Here is a 16421-nt window from a genome sequence, read left to right as displayed (position 1 = left end):
GGCAGCAATTTAAATGATAAATGATACAGCTAAAATACTAAGCGAAGGCTTCGACATAGATCAATCGGTTGTGGAATATGTGCTGAAGCATCAAGAGATAGTGGAGAGCAAGTTTTTCAAGGAAATAGACTCTCTAAAGGAGTTCAACCAATACAAGGTGATAGAGGGAATGCAGCGAGCCAAGCTGAACTCCACACACTTTTCATGGACAACAGGATATGGCTATGACGACGTGGGCAGAGAGAAGGTGGAGGAAGTCTACTCCAATATATTTAGGACAGAAGATGCCCTTGTGAGGCCCACTATAGCTTCGGGCACGCATGCCATAAACCTGGTGCTTTCAGGGATACTGTTTCCGGGAGATGAGCTTGTCTACATAACGGGAGCCCCATACGACACTCTCCAAAAAGTGATAGGGTCGAAAGGCGGCATGAAGGGGACCCTTATAGACTATGGGGTGAAGTACAAGGAGCTGGAGCTTACAGAGAAAAAGAAGATAGACCTAAAGAGGATACCGGAGTTTGTTTCAAGCGACACCAAGATGGTGGCTCTTCAGAGGTCTACAGGCTACAGCGACAGGAATGCCTTTACCGTAGAGGAACTTGCGGAGGCTATGGCTGTGGTTAAATCCATAAATCCAGATATAATCTGCATGGTGGACAATTGCTACGGTGAGTTTATGGAGATCACCGAGCCCAGCGAACACGGCGCAGATATAATGGCAGGGTCTCTTATAAAGAACCCAGGAGGAGGCCTAGCCCTCACGGGAGGATATATAGTTGGAACTTCCGAGCTGATAGAGTATGTGGCCAACAGGGCCACAGCCCCTGGAATAGGGAAGGAATGCGGGCTCACTTTCGGAATGACCAGAAATGTGCTTCAGGGGCTTTTCTTGGCTCCACATATAGTCACTGAGTCCCTTAAAGGCTCTCTTCTCTTGGCCTCTATATATGAATCACTGGGATTCAAGACTGTTCCGAAGCTTGGAGACAAGAGAAGCGACATAATCCAGGGGATAGAGTTCAGGTCTGAGGAGAGGCTTGTAAAGTTCTGTCAAGGGATACAGTCGGCCTCGCCTGTGGACTCCTACTTCGCACCTATACCAGGGGAGATGCCTGGCTACGAGTCTGAGGTCATAATGGCTGCAGGAGCGTTTGTGCAGGGTTCCTCTATAGAGCTGAGCGCCGACGGGCCTGTAAGAGAGCCTTTCTACGCCTACTACCAGGGGGGACTTACCTACGAGCACTGCAAACTCGGCATAATGAAGAGTCTGAACAATCTCTATGTAAACAATCTGGTGGAGCTAGACTAGAACATATGTTTGATGTGGAGGTTTCTCTGTGGTATAATTGTTAAAACGATCCGTGAATAGGAGGGTTTACTATGTATGATGACCTCTCTGCAAAGCAGAGCGCAATACTTGAATTTATAAAGAGCGAGATATCCAAGAAGGGCTATCCACCTTCTGTAAGAGAGATATGTGTGGCGGTTGGGCTAAAGTCCACCTCTACAGTTCACTCTCATCTGGAGAAACTGGAGGGATTGGGATATATAAAGAGAGATGCCTCTAAGCCTCGCACCATAGAGGTGATGGACTCTGGAAACGAAGGCTTTGTCTACAAGAAAGAGACTATCGACATACCGGTGCTTGGAAGGGTGGCAGCAGGAGAGCCGCTGCTGGCCACGGAAAATATAGAGGATGTATTCCCTATGCCAGTGGACTTTGTACCTAAAGGAGAGTCTTTTATGCTGAAGGTCAAAGGTGACAGCATGATAAATGCCGGCATATACGACAAGGACTTTATACTTGTGAAGCACCAGAGCTCAGCCGAAAGTGGAGACATAGTTGTAGCGCTCTTAGGCAGCGAAGCCACCGTAAAAAGGTTTTTCAAAGAGAAAGACCATATAAGGCTTCAGCCTGAAAATGACTACATGGCCCCGATACTGGCAAAAGAAGTCACTATAGTCGGGAAAGTGGTTGGACTTTTCAGAAAAATATAAAACACAAAGAGACAGGTTAATTTCCCTGTCTCTTTGTGTTTTATAGCTATTCGCTTGATTTGGTGCTTTAGACTACAGGGACTCCGCTATATCGTATACGAGTCTCTCTGAGTCTTTCCACCCTAGGCAAGGGTCAGTTATGGACTTTCCGTATATGTCCTGGTTCTCCTGTCTACCCTCTTCTAAATAGCTCTCTATCATAAGTCCCTTTATAAGCGACTTGAGGTCTTTAGAGTAGTTTTTGCTGAAGATGACCTCTTTTGCAATCCTAGGCTGCTCCGAGTACTTCTTCATGGAGTTGGAGTGGTTTGTATCCACTATTATAGCTGGGTTTACATAGCCTCTCTTGGCATACTCTTCTGCAACTGCTGAAAGGTCTTCGTAGTGGTAATTAGGTATGCAGTCTCCATGGCGGTTTACAGAGCCTCTCAGGATTCCGTGAGCTAGAGGATTTCCTGAAGTCTCAACCTCACATCCATTGTAGATGAAAGTATGAGATATGTGAGCCGCTTTTATGGAGTTGAACATAACAGAGATGTCGCCACTAGTAGGGTTTTTCATTCCGCCCGGTATATCCATTCCGCTTACAGTCAGCCTGTGCTGCTGGTTCTCTACAGATCTAGCTCCTATGGCCACGTAAGAAAGCAGGTCCTCTACATACGGATAGTTCTCCGAGTAGAGCATCTCGTCGGCAGCTGTAAGGCCAGACTCCTGGATGGCCTTTATATGAAGTCTCCTTATTGACTTTATTCCCTCTGAGATATTCGGCTTTTCAGAGAGATTAGGCTGGTGCATCATGCCCTTGTATCCCTCGCCTGTAGTTCTAGGCTTGTTTGTGTATATACGTGGAACCATTATAATCTTGTCTTTAACCTCTTCTTGAAGCTTTGCAAGCCTTGTGACATAGTCATAAAGCGCGTCTTCTCTATCGGCAGAGCAAGGCCCTATTATAAGCAAAAACTTGTCGCTCTTGCCTTCGAACACGTCTCTTATCATCTTGTCTCTTTCGGCTTTCACCTTAAGCAGACTTTCACTTAGAGGAGTGGCTTCTTTAATCTCTTCTGGTGTAGGAACTCTATTGATATACTTAAAACTCATAATTATACCCCCCGTTTCATAAAATAACTGTATTGCGTTTCTACAATTATAATGGTTTTAGTCTAAAAAATCAACTCTATACAGAGCTATAAACTTTCGAGAGAGATGTTTTTACATAATTTTAGTGGGTAAAAAGGTATTAAACACTTACAAGGGGGCAAAACGATGAGAAAATACGAAAGCAGTGAAATTAGAAATATAGCGTTACTCGGACACAGCGGATCAGGAAAGAGCAGGCTTTGCCAGGCGATACTGTACAATTCAGGAAAAGGCGGAAAGCTGAATATGGAAAACGTTCCGAGTATAACTTCAGATATAAATCTCTTTTCTGTGGAGTGGAAGGACCACAAATACAATTTCATAGATACTCCGGGATACCTTGACTTCTACGGGGAGGCCATGGCAGGAGTGTCGGTGTCTTCGGGAGCTGTGGTTATAGTAGATGGGACTTCCGAGATAGAGGCTGGAACAGACAGGGCCCTAGAGCTTACAGATAAGTACAATATACCTAAGATAATATTCGTAAACAAGATAGACTCAGAGAAGGCCGACTACTACAAGATTCTCTCCCAGCTTAGAGAGAGGTACGGCAAGAAGATAGCTCCTTTCCACGTGCCTATAGGCAGTGAAGAAGAGTTCAAGGGATATGTCAATGTGGTGGAGGACTTTGCGAGGGAGTACAACCCTACTGAAGGTAGATGCTACACCGTTGAGGTTCCAGCCGACATGGGCGATGAGATAAGTAGCGTAAAAGAGATGCTGATGGAGTCTGTGGCGGAAACAGACGAGTCGCTGCTTGAAAAGTACTTTTCTGGAGAGAGCTTCAGCAGAGACGAGGTACACATGGGTCTTCGGAATGCAGTCATATCTGGCGAGGTAATACCTGTGCTCTGCGGCGCGTCTCTTAAGAATATCGGAGTGCATACGCTTATGTGGCTTGCCAAGGACTACTTCCCGTCACCTGTCGAGAGCGTCTCTTCTGGAAGCGACGTATTCAGCGGACACGTTTTCAAGACTTATTCAGACAAGTTCCAGGAGAAAATATCGCTTGTGAAGATCGAAAGTGGCGAGTTATCCAAGGGGTCTGAATTCTACAATGCAAGGACAGGTGATAAAGAGAAATGCGGAAGCGTCATGACTTATGCGCAAGATGTTCTTTCAGACATAGAGGGAGCGGGAGAAGGTGATATAGTTGCACTGGTGAAATGCGACTCGCTGAAGACTGGAGACACTATATCATCAGATAAGAACGCTCAGCCGGTTTCTAAGCTTGAATTTCCTAAGGCCCAGCTATTCGCGGCTATAGAGCCAAAATCTCAGTTTGACGAGGACAAGATCAGCGAAGGGCTTAGAAGGCTTTCAGAAGAAAATCCTTCACTTTCCTGGGAGAGAAGCAGCGAAACAGGACAGCTTGTACTAGGAGTTCAAGGCGAGATGCACCTTGACTCTGTCGTAAAGAAACTTTCAGAGCAGTTCGGAATAAGCGTAAGCAGGAAGAAGCTAGATATACCGTACAAAGAGACTATATCGGGCTCGGCAGACATCCACTACAAGCATAAGAAGCAGTCAGGAGGGCATGGGCAGTACGGGGATGTAAAGATGATATTCGGTCCTTCCGACAAGCAGTTTGAGTTTGAAGCGGAGATAACTGGCGGAGCCATCCCTAAACAGTACATCCCATCTGTAGAGCAGGGTGTTATAGACTCTATGGGGAATGGAGTGCTGGGAGGATATCCTGTTATAAATATAAAGGCCAAGCTCTACGATGGATCTTACCACAATGTGGACTCATCTGAAATGGCTTTCAGGCTTGCGGCCAACCAGGCGTTTAAAGAGGCCTTGAAAGAAGCTGGAGCTAAGCTATTAGAGCCTGTGATGTCTGTAAAACTCTACGTTCCAGAGGATTCAACCGGTGATGTAATGGGCGATGTGAGCAAAAAGAGAGGGCAGGTGCTTGGAATAGAACCTATTGAGGACAGCAAGCTGCAGCTTATACTGGCCGAAATACCACAGTCAGAAGCCGTGGAGTACTCCATAGACCTGAGAACACTTGCAAATGGAAGAGGTCATTTAGAGATGTCCCATCTGAGGTACCAAGAAGTTCCTGAAAAGATGGCTGAAGAAATAATGAGTGCTAAAAAGTAAAATGAACGGAGCTGGTCTTATTGGACCAGCTCTGCTTGAAAAGTTAAGTTTACATAATATTATTATGTGCATTGTGTATTGTTTATATTGAAAATATAAGCGTTATTTGCTACATTATAATTAAGACTATTACAAGGAGAGGATAAAATGACTAATAAAGACTTGATGTTGAAGTATATACAGAAGTTCAGGCTAGAGTGCCACTACAGGCTTGACATGACAGCTTCAGAGTACGACCAGATGCCTATTCACATATACAAGGGGGCTCACAAGGGGGCGTTCGATGAAATGATGTCTGAATTCGAACTGGACTCGGAGCTTCAGGAAAAGCTGAACAGCATATACGACTTTTTCGAAAGAATAGTGGTGGAAAAAGACAACTACAATATAGCCGACAGGCTTACTGTGAAGGCCATAGAAGGCGGAGAATTTTAAAGGGGGCAGGATTTTGAGCAAGGAAAGATATCTGAAAAACATAGAGGATAATTTGGGACGCAAGAGAACTTCTCTTAAGCTAGAGCTTGAAGAGGTGCTTGAGCTTAGATTCAGCCCGGAAGTGGACATCGTGGATTTTGTGCTTGTAGACACAGTGGATGGAACCGACATAATGGTATACTGCATGGACATAAACGGAGAGGAAGTCTACAGCGGATACGGTGAAAGCTGTTTTGCCGGAAGCGAAAAGGTTATGGAGAAGACGGGAATATTCAAAGTGGACGAAGACCTTGACCTTCAGGAGATTTTCTCGAATCATCCAGAGATAGAGCATGAGGAAATTGAGCTTGTATCGAATTGGTTCGCAGAGGCTTTTGAAAGAGCTGGCGGAAAAGATTTCAAGCTTCCGTGCTACTTCGGTCTAGAAAACGATATAAAATCGCTTGACCTTAAGAAAAATAAATGGGTCTTAAATGGAAGTGAGAAGTTCATATAACATAATAATATTATGTAAAGTAACCCTCTATCTTTTGGATAGAGGGTTACTGTTTACTGCTTTCCTTAGCCTATCATCGTCTAAGTGGGTGTAGATTTGAGTTGTAGATACATTTTCGTGCCCGAGTATCTGCTGAAGGGCCCGGATGTCTACGTTTCCGTATTTGTACATAAGAGTTGCAGCTGTATGTCTGAGCTTGTGCGTGGAGTATTTATCTTCGTCGAGCCCGGCTTTTTTTAGTTGTTTTTTAACTAGGTGCTGAACCGTCTTGTTGCTGAGCCTGGACCTGTGTCTGCTTATGAATAGCGCCTTGGGGTCTTTCAGGTCCTCGATAGGGCGGACTGCCATATAGAGTTCTATGGCCCTTAAGCAGGCTTCGTTCAAGTAGATGGTGCGCTCCTTGTCGCCTTTTCCCCTTACGGTGAGTATGTCGCCTTTTATCTTGTCTATATCTATGCTTACAAGCTCCGAAAGACGGAGGCCGCAGTTGAGGAAGAGGGTGAGTATTGCGTAGTCTCTTTCGCTGTTGTTACCCTCGACAGAGTCTAAGAGCCTCTGGGATTCCTCAAGTGTGAGGTAGACCGGGTGCCTGGTTCCTGTCTTCGGAGACTCTAGCTCTATAGCTGGGTTCTCGCTTATAATCCTCCGCTTGGAATGCAAATACCTAAAGAAAGAGCGTATGGAAGCGACCTTCCTGGCCTTGGTGTAGTTCTTGTTGTGCCGCTCTTTATCCACGTAGGAGATAAAGGCGTGAAGGTCTTCGAGTCTAACTTTTTGGAAAAACTCTTCACTTATATCCCATATCGTTATTTCGTCAAAAGGAGTGCTCTTGTCCACCAGGCGGTATCTTATCTTCAGGAACTTCATAAAGGTACGAAGGTCGAAGAGGTACTCCTTAGCTGTATTTTCCGACTTGCCCTTTATAGTCTCTATGTAGTTTAAAAAGTCTTCGAGCACAAGCGGTATATCGTATTCGTTCATAGAATCACCTTCCTTATACATATAATACCACAACTCCTCTCTGTTTCGCCACCAGTTATACAAAATATACATTTTGTATAACTCAGTTCCGCATTTTTTAACTGGTTTTCAAAGGTTATATCTTAAAAAGACAAGCCTCTAGGAGCTTTTTTCAATCATCTCCAGAGACTTGTCTTTTCTGCACTACTTTATCTATACTTATGTCTTACAAATCCGTCTATAAGCTCCACCAGCTTTCCAACTTCAGGCTTGCTCATCTGAGCGTCGGCCTGAACGGAGTCGCCTTTGTGCTTGAGATCGTCAGTTATAAGAGAAGAGAATATTATGACAGGAAGCTTTCTGAGTATAGGGTCTTCTTTGACCTTTCTAGTGAGAGTGTGGCCATCCATCTGAGGCATCTCGATATCTGTGATAAGTATATCCACATCATCCATAAAAGACTCTCCTTTTTGACTTGCAAGATTTGACAAGTGATCGAGAGCCTGTTTTCCGTCGTCAAAGAATCTCATGTTGACAAAGCCAGCTTCGGTCAGCACATCTCTAAGCAGCTGCCTTATAAGTGTCGAGTCGTCCGACAGTACCAGCTTGACCTTGCTTCTGTCCTTTGGGGCTATCTGACCTATCCTCTCGGCATTTATTCCAGTAGACGGAGATATGTCTGTAACGATTTTTTCGAAGTCTAAAAGCATCAATATCCTTTCGTTGAACGTTATATTCCCTATCACAAGGGAGCTGTTCACATCGTTTACGTAGGTAGGCTTCTTTATGGCATCCCATCCAATACGGTGTATCCCCAGCACCTGGTCCACCACGAATCCCACCTTAAGGTGATTGAATTCGCATAGCAGTATCTTGAACTTCTGGCTTCTGTCCTTGAACTCATCCTCTAGCACAACGCTCATGTCTATAAGGGGTATGACCTCGCCCCTTATAAGGGCCATGCCGAGCACAGCAGGATCCGACTTAGGCACTTTGCTGAAAGACTCAACCTCCAGTATCTCCTTAACCTTTATGACGTTTATGGCGTAGTGGGAGTCTTTAACAGTAAACTCCAGTATCTCCATTTCTCCAGTACCTGTTTCAAGTAGTATTCCTTTTTTGTCTTCCATATTTTCAAGCGCCGAAATTTCCGGCTCCTCCTTTAAAGTTAATTTATATAGCCTAGTACTTATACCCAGTTTTTTTGAATCAAATAAAAAAACCGGAAAGTAAATCGCTAGTATTTACTTTCCGGTTCATCTTTAGAGATGCTTCCGCTTACTATGTCTACAGAGGCGCTTGCCCCTATCCTAGTAGCTCCTGCATCTATCATTTTCAAAGCTGTCTCACTGTCTCTTACTCCTCCAGAAGCCTTGACACCTATACCGTCTCCGACTATGTTCTTCATCAAAGCCACATCTGCCACAGTGGCTCCCCCTGTACTAAATCCAGTTGAAGTCTTTACAAAGTCCACATAGCAGTCTCTGCATATCTCGCAAGCTTTGACTTTTTCCTCTTCGTTCAAAAGCGATGTCTCTATTATCACCTTAAGTATAGCTTTTCCTTTCGATACATTTACTACACTCATGATATCGCTTTGCACAATATCGTAGTCCTTGTTTTTAAGAGCACATATATTCATGACCATGTCAAGCTCGTCTGCACCATCCTCTATCGCCAAGCTAGCTTCCAGCGCTTTGACTTCACTCCTATTAGCTCCCAGTGGGAAGCCTATGACTGAAGTGGTCTTCACCTCTCCGCTTAGCCTGCCAGAGACATGTCTGACGTAATACGGATTCACACATACAGAGGCGAATCCATGCTCCAATGCTTCGTCACAGACCTTGTCTATTTCTTTCATGCTCGCATCGGCCTTCAGTATAGTGTGGTCTATATAGCTTGCTAGATTTTTCATATCAGTAAGCCCCCTATCGTATTATCTCTACCAGATCTCCATTAGATACTCCTGCAGCATTCCCCTCCTCTAGATCCACGTGCATCTCTAGAGAGTACTTCGGAGAAACCCTCACAGTCACATTTTCAAACACAAGAGATCTGTCGCCGCTTGTTTTGATCTTGACTTTCTCGCCGTCCGAAACGCCGAATTCCTCAGCATCCTTATCGCTGAAGTGTATATGCCTTGCGGCCACTATAGCACCTTGCTCCATATCCACTTCTCCGTTCGGACCCACAAGTTTAAGGCCAGGAGAGCCCTCTATATCGCCAGATTCTTTCACAGGAGCGTCTACACCGAGTTTTCTGGCATCTGCGAAAGATATCTCCACTTGAGTAATGTCTCTAGTTGGACCTAGAACTCTAACTCCTGGTATAGTTCCCCTCGGTCCAACCAAGTCCACCTTTTCTTCACATGCAAATTGTCCAGGCTGAGAAAGACTTTTCAGTTCGCAGAGGGAATGTCCTCCGCCAAAAAGCTTCTCCAGGTCACTCTCGCTTAAGTGCACATGTCTGTTTGAAAGCGCTATCGGTAACTTATTTTTCATAAAAAAACCCCTATCCTTAAGTGTATTTTAAAACAGTACTTATCTAAAAGCCTTCAAAGAAAGCCTTTCCCTTTTGATAGACATCTTCTAGAAGTTCTGCGTTTTCCCACGTCTTCTGCTCATCTGTGTTAGCTACATAAATAGCCTGATTTTGCTCGGTGTTGATGGACTTAAAGAAAACAGATGCGACTTGCTGGCTTCCTGTGAAATTAGAGTATTTCTCCGGAGCTCCAACTGTAGATATGAAGGCTCCAAATCTCTTCTTGCCTCTATCTATCGAAGACTCCCCAAGTACATACTTACTAGACCAGTATATCTGGCATCTATCTATCATTAGCTTTCCATAAGTAGTTATTCCGCCAAAGTAAATAGGGCTTCCCAGTATGATTCCATCGCTTGAATCAAAAGCTTCATAGAGCTCGTTCATATCGTCGTCCTGGAAGCAGTTCCCTGTTTTTTCGCAGTAATTGCACCCTATGCAAAATCCTATGTTCATATCCCTTATGACATATTTCTTTATCTCAACTTTTTCTCCAGAATCTGAAATCCCCTCTAGGAACTTATCTACCAGAGTATCCGTGTTCTTTCCCTTGTTTGGGCTTGCCATCAAAGCTATTACTTTTTTCATGTGAATTCCTCCTTTTAAAAGCAACTATATATTAATATTACCCTCTGCGGAGAAAAACAATCAGCTCGATTTAAACAATCTCCTGCCCAAGAGGCCAAGTCCCAGCACAGCGGAAACCTCTATCCCGAACAGAACCAGTATCCTGTAGGCCATCTTGTAAAAGAAGTCTAGCGGCAACATCTTAATGAGAAGATCGGTTCTAGGATCTAGAAGCCAGAGGTCGTTGTCAAACAGCATAAGGTGGAAAACGGTGAAAGTCTTTTCGAAGTCCAAAGCTATGAACATTCCTAGCGTAACTATGACGAGCAGAGTAAAGCAGAATGAAACTACAAGTGCGTTCCCAGCTTCACGTCTATCCACATACAGTATACATAAAAAAGCGAGAATAGACAACAACATAGATAAATTCCTGACAATGATTCCCACGTCAAAGAGGACCCTGACATCTTCCATATGAAGTTTTTCACGCTCTCCAAACAGTTCAATTCCATCTTCAAGTGTTATATCGAAGTTGTCTCGCTCTCCTTGTAAGTATTTGACTATTTCCTCAGAGACGCTCAAAAGCGCTTGTTCACTGAGCCCTGTTGTGTCTGAGATCTTGTTTTCTCTGAACCTGTCCCTATAGAAATCTAGATTAGAGGATACATAGCTGACTGTAGAGAGCAGCAGCGCTATAGGTAGCGCCACTGCAAATATAGTTTTACAAAATATCAAGGCTGCTTTTGATTTGAAAACGCTATTGATCATATCGGTAAACACCTTTTGTAAGTATGCTTAGAATTTCATCATAGCTAGAGCCTGACTTTATAGTATAAGTGCCTTGCCTGAAGCTTCTTCCAGCCTTTTTTTCAGACACAAACAAGACAAAGTCATTCTTATCCTCTATAAGCTTTGCGCTTAAGAGCTTGTCAGCCACTGCTTCGCTGCCCTCCCCTTGGGTCACAGCTATACTAGCTTCAATAGGCAGTGGCTGCTCATCTACCGCTTCGGCTTCCGACTCTTTCTGGGCCGAGCTTTTCTCTATATGCTCTTTCATCCCAACCATACCTAGGTCCTTAGCTCTCTCAATCACCTCTTGATCGGTTATCTCCACTTTAGGAACAGGATACATCTTAAGAGCCAGCCCTGATATCAAAGCGCCTATCCCAACTCCAAGAAGCATAAAGTAAATATTTATCTTTTTCATATTCACTCACCTCTTTTAAAGTAGATGAATATTGCTGGATTCACATACTTCAATCATTTCTTTCGGCCAAACAGAAGCTTGGACTTCCCCTATGTGGGCTTTTTGAAGGAAGAACATGCATATCCTAGACTGCCCTATCCCTCCACCTATAGTGAGCGGAAGCTTGTCTTCGGACAGAAGTCTATGGTATTCAAGCTCCAGTCTGTCTTCACATCCAGAAAGCGCAAGCTGTCTTTTAAGAGATTCAGAGTCGACCCTTATTCCCATAGAGGATAGTTCAAGCGCTCTTCCAAGTACAGGATTCCAGAGTATCAGGTCTCCATTCAGCTCCCAGTCATCGTAGTCAGGCGCTCTACCGTCGTGCTTTTCTCCAGAGAGCAAAGTCTTCCCTATCTGCATTATGAAGATAGCTCCCTTTTCTTTTGCAAGCTCGTTCTCCCTCTCGTCAGGTGTGAGAGAAGGATATCTGTCCTCTAGTTCCTGTGAAGTTATGAAGAAGATCTCCTTTGGAAGGAACTTGTCATACTCACTGTATATGCTGTATATAAAGTCCTCGGTCTTAAGGAACACTTCATATATGTCTTCGACTATGCTCTTGAGGTAGTCTAGTGTCCTGTCTTCCGCAGTTATGACTTTTTCCCAGTCCCACTGGTCTACGTAGATAGAGTGTGTATTGTCAAACTCCTCATCCGCCCTTATGGCGTTCATATCTGTGTATATTCCATTTGGAGCTTTGAAGCCATACTTCTCAAGGGCAAGTCTCTTCCACTTGGCAAGAGAGTGGACTATCTCTATCTGGGCATCGTTGTCGTTTTTTAATTTAAAGGAAACTGGCTTTTCAACTCCATTTAGATTGTCGTTCAGGCCTGAGTTAGTTCTTACAAAAAGGGGCGCTGAAACCCTTGTTAGCTTTAAAGCTACTGCCAGCTCTCTCTCGAAATAGTCCTTTATATTCTTTATGGCCACCTCTGTTTCTATCACATCTAGCCTAGACTTGTAGTTTTCAGGTATTGTAAATTTGCTCATATCCGTTCCTCCTTGTATTTTAGTACAAAAAAACCTTCCATCCTCTGTTAAGGACGAAAGGTCTATTTTCGCGGTACCACCTTAGTTAGCTTCAAGCTCAACTTAAACCAGTACAGAGCAACATCTCGATACTGTCCAAGTTATAACGGTCTGGCTCCGTCCGCCCCTACTGATCTCAGACTTTCAGGACAGAAGCTCCCGGACGTTCTTCAAAACGCATTTCATATCGGACTCACACCAGTTGCCGACTCTCTTGGATGAATTTAAACGTCTCTACTGTTCCGCTCAAAGCTTTTACTATTCATATTCTGAATAAATTATACATTACATATTCGAGATAGTCAATAGACTACACTAGAACTTTGGCCAGAAAGGACTTGGTCCTCTCGTGCTTTGGGTTTTCAAATAGCTCTTTAGGATTGCCTTCCTCTATTATCATTCCGTTGTCCATAAACAGGACTCTGTCTCCAACTTCTTTGGCAAAGCCCATCTCATGTGTAACTACCACCATGGTCATTCCCTCTTTGGCTAGGTCCTTCATTACCTCTAAAACTTCCCCCACCATCTCCGGGTCAAGAGCCGAAGTCGGCTCGTCAAACAGCATTACATCTGGAGACATGGCAAGTGCTCTAGCTATAGCTATCCTCTGCTTCTGCCCTCCTGATAGATTGTTAGGGTATACATCTGCCTTATCCTCAAGCCCTATTCGCTTAAGCAGCTTGAAAGCTATCTTGTCGGCTTCCTCTTTGCTAAGTCCTTTTAATTTTATTGGAGCCAGTGTTATGTTCTCAAGCACTGTTTTATGCGGGAACAAATTGAACTGCTGGAAAACCATCCCCATCTTCTGTCTTATCTTGTCGATATTTACCTTGTCGCCGGTGATGTTAGTCCCTTCAAACACTATGTCGCCTGAAGTGGGCTGTTCAAGAAGGTTAAGACATCTTAAGAAAGTGCTCTTCCCCGACCCACTAGGCCCTATTACAACAACAACTTCTCCCTTTTTTATATCCTCGCTCACATCTTTGAGCACATGCAAATCTCCGAATTTCTTGTTTAACTTATCTACCACTATCACTTACTTTCAGTCTCCTTTCCATAAGCTTGACCATCTTAGAGAGTATAGAGGTCAAGGCGAAGTAAAGCACAAAAGCCATCATAAGAGGCGTTATGGCATCGAAAGTAGCCCCTCTTATTACGTTTACATTGTACATAAGCTCTGTAACTCCCAGTACAGAAACTATAGAAGATTCCTTTAGTATAGCTATAAACTCATTGCCCAACACAGGTATTATATTCTTGACGGCCTGAGGAAGAACTATCAGTTTCATGGCCATAGCGTTGCTCATTCCAAGCGAACGTGCGGCTTCCATCTGCCCAGAGTCCACCGACTCTATTCCAGAACGTATTATCTCGGCCACATACGCCGCGCTGTTTATAGAGAGAGCCATAAGACCTGCCGAAAAAGGAGTTGTGTCCAATAGCACATACACAATCCATATCTGTATAAGTATAGGTGTTCCCCTTATAAGCTCTATATACCCTGTAGAAATAAGCTTCAATGGTTTTTTCTTAGACAATTTCATAAGAGCTAGAAACAGCCCAAGTATAACTCCGAAAAATACTCCTCCTATCGAAAGCAATACAGTGGTCTGAACTCCCTGTATGAAAAAGTCTTTGTATTCTGCAATCAAAGAAAAATTCAAATTTAACCCCCCTGTCAAAAAATTAGGACAGTGGTTTCCCACTATCCTATTTAGTTTTATTCATTTTCCGATGAAAGCCTAACAGCCTCGTCGAAAAACTCCTCTATTTTGTTTTCGTCTTGAAGTCTTTTTATAGTCTTGTTTATCTGCTCTACAAGCTCAGGACTGTCTTTTCTTACAGCCACTGCAACTCCACCCTCTTCGTCTTCATACTCTATTCCAGGAAGAACAAGGTCCTTGTTGCTGTTGACTGCATTCTTTGCAACAGCGTCTTCTGTTATGGCTGCATCTAGCTTATTTGTCTTAAGCTGAAGCAGTATGTCCTGTATGCTTCCAAGAGCGACTATCTCAGAGCCTGGAAATTTCTCTCTAGCAAGCTTCTCTTGAGTAGTTCCTATCTGTACTCCGATCTTTTTCCCGTTAAGGTCAGCCTCTTTCTTTATGCTGTCCGCTTTGTCGGCATTCACAACTACATAGTGCTTTGAAAGATAGTATATCTCCGAGAAGTCTACAGTCTTTCTTCTCTCTTCGTCTGGGTTCATTCCAGACAGAATCATATCTATCTTGTCAGTTTGAAGCGCAGTAAGCAGAGAGTTAAACTCCATGTTCTTTACCTCTAGCTCTTTTCCCATATCCTTAGCTATTTCTTCAGCTATCATAAGGTCAAACCCAAGTATGTTCTGCTCTGTGTCCATGAACTCAAACGGTGGATAGTCAGCGCTAGTTCCAAGCACTATCTTGTCATCGTCTTTGCTGCCGCAACCAGTGAAAGCGAATAGTCCCATCACTGCGACTAGAGAAAATGCAGCTATTTGCTTTATTCTTTTATTAAACATCAGATTACCTCCATTCTGTTATATATATTAATAAGAATACAGTCAGCAGTATATTATTGCAACTATTTTTTAGTTAACATTTCGTAATATATGCAGTTTCAATCCCTACTCTAAAAGTGAGTTAAACAGGTCCTCTATCTGCTTTTTTCGTTTCGCTGTAGCCTCATGGTCAACTACTATGCTGCCATCTTCCAGATGTACTACATCACCTTCCGACACCGTTAGCCCCTGAATTTCTATTTCGGCCATCTCGCCGCTTTCAAGCTCCACTACTGCTACATTTCCCTCTAGCCTGTCCACTATGCCTCTCACAAACACCCTCCTATCTTATGCACCTAGAGTCTGGCCTAAAGCCGCTTTGCTCTGCTTTCTCTATAGAGTCAAAGTAGACTCTGTTTTCCTCGTTAGGAAGTCCGCTACAGTCCTCTATGTGGTACACTTTGCTGTTTCTGTTTCCTATTATCCTTGATTTATTCTGACTCTCGCCTTGACTGGATTCCTGACTATCGGTGCTGTAGAACCTCACTGTTTCTCCATCCGTCTCAAGCTTTATATCCCCTGAAATGTCATTTCTCAAGAGCTCTATATTTCTAGCCCCGTATTTCTGGATAGTCTCTCTGTGGGGATGACCATAGGAGTTGTCCGCCCCAAGCTGGATTACGCCATAGGAAGGATTTACAGCGTCTAGAAACACATCTGAGCTAGAGCTGGAACTTCCATGGTGAGGAACTTTTAGCACGTCTGCCTTCAGGTCATATCCCTGCTTGACCAGGTCACTCTCTGCAAGAGACTCTATATCCCCCGTAAAGAGAACCGACACCTTGCCATGTGAAAGCTTGTTGACCACTGAGTGGTTGTTTGTTCCCTCATAGGAATCAGATAGAGGACCTAGTATTGAAAACAGAGTTCCGTCACTTTCTAATATGCTTTGCTCTCCTGATGCAACACTTATTTTCAGACCCTTGTCTTTTATAACAGAGAGCAGTTCTTCAAATATCTTGGTGTTGGCGGTGCGCCTCGGCATATACACCTTCCCGATCTCAAAGTTTCTTACCACCTCGGGGAGCCCTCCTATATGATCTTCATGAGGATGAGTGGCAATAATGTAGTCTATTTTCTCAATACCCTGGCTTTTCAGATAAGAGACCACTTTGCTAGAGGCATCCCTTCCGCCTCCGTCAATAAGCGATGTTTCTCCACTAGGGAAAATTATGAGCGAAGAATCACCTTGTCCTACATCTATAAAGTGGACCGCCAGTTTTCCAGAGGACTCTCCAGCTTGGCCTGACACTTCGGAAACGCTTTGATCTTGAACTTCACACCCTGAAATCACAAAGAGCGAAAGCACGATCACCAAAATAAAAAGCATCTTCTTTTTAAACAGCTTGAACATATACTCGCCTCCT

Annotated in this window: 19 protein-coding genes and 1 other annotated feature; of the genes, 5 read left to right on the top strand and 14 right to left on the bottom strand. The window is 43.8% G+C overall.

Annotation, left to right across the window (positions count from 1 at the left end; all coding sequences use genetic code 11):
• The first annotated feature begins 13 nt into the window (after nucleotides 1–13).
• Nucleotides 14–1312, top strand: coding sequence for a methionine gamma-lyase family protein (locus EUAN_RS03135; protein ID WP_071061623.1), 1299 nt, complete (start codon nucleotides 14–16; stop codon nucleotides 1310–1312).
• A 71-nt stretch (nucleotides 1313–1383) separates the two neighbouring features.
• A complete protein-coding gene (lexA, locus tag EUAN_RS03130) occupies nucleotides 1384–2001 on the top strand; it encodes a transcriptional repressor LexA (protein ID WP_071061621.1) in 618 nt (205 codons plus the stop codon).
• Between the two features lie 72 nt (nucleotides 2002–2073).
• Here the strand turns inward: lexA and EUAN_RS03125 are convergent, their stop codons facing one another.
• Nucleotides 2074–3099, bottom strand: coding sequence for a 3-deoxy-7-phosphoheptulonate synthase (locus tag EUAN_RS03125; protein WP_071061618.1), 1026 nt, complete (start codon nucleotides 3097–3099; stop codon nucleotides 2074–2076).
• Between the two features lie 165 nt (nucleotides 3100–3264).
• Here EUAN_RS03125 and EUAN_RS03120 point away from each other — a divergent pair, with 165 nt between their 5' ends.
• The 3 genes from EUAN_RS03120 (at nucleotide 3265) to EUAN_RS03110 (ending at nucleotide 6175) form a co-directional block, all read left to right on the top strand.
• A complete protein-coding gene (locus EUAN_RS03120; protein WP_071061616.1) occupies nucleotides 3265–5244 on the top strand; it encodes an elongation factor G in 1980 nt (659 codons plus the stop codon).
• Between the two features lie 147 nt (nucleotides 5245–5391).
• On the top strand, nucleotides 5392–5679 hold the full coding sequence (locus EUAN_RS03115; RefSeq protein ID WP_071061613.1) for a hypothetical protein: 288 nt from the start codon (nucleotides 5392–5394) through the stop codon (nucleotides 5677–5679).
• Between the two features lie 13 nt (nucleotides 5680–5692).
• Nucleotides 5693–6175 (top strand): immunoglobulin domain-containing protein, encoded by a 483-nt coding sequence (locus EUAN_RS03110; RefSeq protein ID WP_071061611.1) that lies wholly within the window; start codon nucleotides 5693–5695, stop codon nucleotides 6173–6175.
• A 27-nt stretch (nucleotides 6176–6202) separates the two neighbouring features.
• On the opposite strand, the gene EUAN_RS03105 is transcribed toward EUAN_RS03110, so the two are convergent.
• From EUAN_RS03105 to EUAN_RS03045, 13 genes are all read right to left on the bottom strand, one after another.
• Nucleotides 6203–7156, bottom strand: a complete 954-nt coding sequence (locus EUAN_RS03105; RefSeq protein WP_071062121.1) for a tyrosine recombinase XerC — start codon at nucleotides 7154–7156, stop codon at nucleotides 6203–6205.
• Nucleotides 7157–7344: 188 nt separating this feature from the next.
• Nucleotides 7345–8265, bottom strand: a complete 921-nt coding sequence (locus EUAN_RS03100) for a chemotaxis protein (RefSeq protein ID WP_071061609.1) — start codon at nucleotides 8263–8265, stop codon at nucleotides 7345–7347.
• Between the two features lie 107 nt (nucleotides 8266–8372).
• Complete coding sequence (gene deoC, locus EUAN_RS03095; protein WP_071061606.1) at nucleotides 8373–9050, bottom strand: deoxyribose-phosphate aldolase; 678 nt, start codon at nucleotides 9048–9050, stop codon at nucleotides 8373–8375.
• Between the two features lie 13 nt (nucleotides 9051–9063).
• Nucleotides 9064–9636 (bottom strand): phosphate propanoyltransferase, encoded by a 573-nt coding sequence (gene pduL, locus EUAN_RS03090; RefSeq protein WP_071061604.1) that lies wholly within the window; start codon nucleotides 9634–9636, stop codon nucleotides 9064–9066.
• Nucleotides 9637–9679: 43 nt separating this feature from the next.
• Nucleotides 9680–10264 carry a flavodoxin family protein gene (locus tag EUAN_RS03085; protein ID WP_071061602.1) on the bottom strand — a complete coding sequence of 195 codons (585 nt, stop codon included), beginning with the start codon at nucleotides 10262–10264 and terminating at the stop codon, nucleotides 9680–9682.
• 60 nt (nucleotides 10265–10324) lie between these two features.
• Nucleotides 10325–11011, bottom strand: a complete 687-nt coding sequence (locus EUAN_RS03080; RefSeq protein WP_071061600.1) for a TIGR01906 family membrane protein — start codon at nucleotides 11009–11011, stop codon at nucleotides 10325–10327.
• The gene (locus EUAN_RS03075; protein ID WP_071061597.1) at nucleotides 11001–11450 is read right to left on the bottom strand and encodes an endolytic transglycosylase MltG; all 450 of its coding nucleotides are present in this window, start codon (nucleotides 11448–11450) and stop codon (nucleotides 11001–11003) included. The genes EUAN_RS03080 and EUAN_RS03075 overlap by 11 nt, the downstream gene beginning before the upstream one ends.
• A gap of 15 nt (nucleotides 11451–11465) precedes the next feature.
• Nucleotides 11466–12476, bottom strand: a complete 1011-nt coding sequence (gene asnA / locus EUAN_RS03070; RefSeq protein ID WP_071061594.1) for an aspartate--ammonia ligase — start codon at nucleotides 12474–12476, stop codon at nucleotides 11466–11468.
• Between the two features lie 46 nt (nucleotides 12477–12522).
• Nucleotides 12523–12774, bottom strand: a binding site (T-box leader).
• A 51-nt stretch (nucleotides 12775–12825) separates the two neighbouring features.
• The gene (locus EUAN_RS03065; RefSeq protein ID WP_071061592.1) at nucleotides 12826–13551 is read right to left on the bottom strand and encodes an amino acid ABC transporter ATP-binding protein; all 726 of its coding nucleotides are present in this window, start codon (nucleotides 13549–13551) and stop codon (nucleotides 12826–12828) included.
• The gene (locus tag EUAN_RS03060) at nucleotides 13535–14179 is read right to left on the bottom strand and encodes an amino acid ABC transporter permease (protein ID WP_071061589.1); all 645 of its coding nucleotides are present in this window, start codon (nucleotides 14177–14179) and stop codon (nucleotides 13535–13537) included. The genes EUAN_RS03065 and EUAN_RS03060 overlap by 17 nt, the downstream gene beginning before the upstream one ends.
• Before the next feature lie 56 nt (nucleotides 14180–14235).
• Nucleotides 14236–15015: a transporter substrate-binding domain-containing protein gene (locus tag EUAN_RS03055; protein WP_071061586.1), complete on the bottom strand. Its 780-nt coding sequence runs from the start codon at nucleotides 15013–15015 to the stop codon at nucleotides 14236–14238.
• 105 nt (nucleotides 15016–15120) lie between these two features.
• Nucleotides 15121–15327, bottom strand: a complete 207-nt coding sequence (locus tag EUAN_RS03050; protein WP_071061583.1) for a DUF3006 domain-containing protein — start codon at nucleotides 15325–15327, stop codon at nucleotides 15121–15123.
• 10 nt (nucleotides 15328–15337) lie between these two features.
• Nucleotides 15338–16408 (bottom strand): ComEC/Rec2 family competence protein, encoded by a 1071-nt coding sequence (locus EUAN_RS03045; protein ID WP_071061581.1) that lies wholly within the window; start codon nucleotides 16406–16408, stop codon nucleotides 15338–15340.
• Nucleotides 16409–16421 lie beyond the last annotated feature (13 nt).

Source organism: Andreesenia angusta (assembly GCF_001855385.1).
GTDB classification, from domain to species: domain Bacteria; phylum Bacillota; class Clostridia; order Tissierellales; family Gottschalkiaceae; genus Andreesenia; species Andreesenia angusta.
Note: the sequence above shows the minus strand (reverse complement) of the source record. Positions and strands in the feature narration are given on the sequence as shown.

Excerpts from the sequence above, each read along its gene's own strand:
- EUAN_RS03135 (WP_071061623.1), top strand. The coding sequence starts at position 14 with ATGATAAATGATACAGCTAAAATACTAAGCGAAGGCTTCGACATAGAT.
- lexA (WP_071061621.1), top strand. The coding sequence starts at position 1,384 with ATGTATGATGACCTCTCTGCAAAGCAGAGCGCAATACTTGAATTTATA.
- EUAN_RS03125 (WP_071061618.1), bottom strand. The coding sequence starts at position 3,099 with ATGAGTTTTAAGTATATCAATAGAGTTCCTACACCAGAAGAGATTAAA.
- EUAN_RS03120 (WP_071061616.1), top strand. The coding sequence starts at position 3,265 with ATGAGAAAATACGAAAGCAGTGAAATTAGAAATATAGCGTTACTCGGA.
- EUAN_RS03115 (WP_071061613.1), top strand. The coding sequence starts at position 5,392 with ATGACTAATAAAGACTTGATGTTGAAGTATATACAGAAGTTCAGGCTA.
- EUAN_RS03105 (WP_071062121.1), bottom strand. The coding sequence starts at position 7,156 with ATGAACGAATACGATATACCGCTTGTGCTCGAAGACTTTTTAAACTAC.
- EUAN_RS03100 (WP_071061609.1), bottom strand. The coding sequence starts at position 8,265 with ATGGAAGACAAAAAAGGAATACTACTTGAAACAGGTACTGGAGAAATG.
- deoC (WP_071061606.1), bottom strand. The coding sequence starts at position 9,050 with ATGAAAAATCTAGCAAGCTATATAGACCACACTATACTGAAGGCCGAT.
- pduL (WP_071061604.1), bottom strand. The coding sequence starts at position 9,636 with ATGAAAAATAAGTTACCGATAGCGCTTTCAAACAGACATGTGCACTTA.
- EUAN_RS03085 (WP_071061602.1), bottom strand. The coding sequence starts at position 10,264 with ATGAAAAAAGTAATAGCTTTGATGGCAAGCCCAAACAAGGGAAAGAAC.
- EUAN_RS03080 (WP_071061600.1), bottom strand. The coding sequence starts at position 11,011 with ATGATCAATAGCGTTTTCAAATCAAAAGCAGCCTTGATATTTTGTAAA.
- EUAN_RS03075 (WP_071061597.1), bottom strand. The coding sequence starts at position 11,450 with ATGAAAAAGATAAATATTTACTTTATGCTTCTTGGAGTTGGGATAGGC.
- asnA (WP_071061594.1), bottom strand. The coding sequence starts at position 12,476 with ATGAGCAAATTTACAATACCTGAAAACTACAAGTCTAGGCTAGATGTG.
- EUAN_RS03055 (WP_071061586.1), bottom strand. The coding sequence starts at position 15,015 with ATGTTTAATAAAAGAATAAAGCAAATAGCTGCATTTTCTCTAGTCGCA.
- EUAN_RS03045 (WP_071061581.1), bottom strand. The coding sequence starts at position 16,408 with ATGTTCAAGCTGTTTAAAAAGAAGATGCTTTTTATTTTGGTGATCGTG.